A 303-nucleotide genomic window follows, 5' to 3' on the forward strand; every position below is an offset into this window, starting at 1 on the left:
CAACACCGTCACCGTCAACCTCCCCGCCACGCCCACCCGTTACCTGCGACTGACCGTCACCGGCAACACCGGCTGGCCCGCCGGACAGCTCTCCGAACTGCAGGTGTTCGGCGGCGGCAACGGCACCTCCTCGCCGTCCTCGTCCCCGTCCTCCTCGCCGTCCCCGTCGGCCTCGGCCTCCACCGGTCCGACCTGCCCGGCCGCCACCGGCAACCTGGCCCAGGGCCGCCCGGCCACCGCGTCCGGCACCAGCCAGACCTACGGGCCGGGCAACGCGGTCGACGGTGACGCCACCACCTACTG

General features: G+C 74.3%; 1 pseudogene. It reads left to right on the plus strand.

Going from position 1 to position 303, the window contains the following annotated elements:
• Positions 1-303, plus strand: a pseudogene (locus OO48_RS34145) (discoidin domain-containing protein); the annotation flags it as partial.

Source organism: Kitasatospora phosalacinea, from assembly GCF_000716545.1.
Lineage (GTDB): Bacteria > Actinomycetota > Actinomycetes > Streptomycetales > Streptomycetaceae > Kitasatospora > Kitasatospora phosalacinea.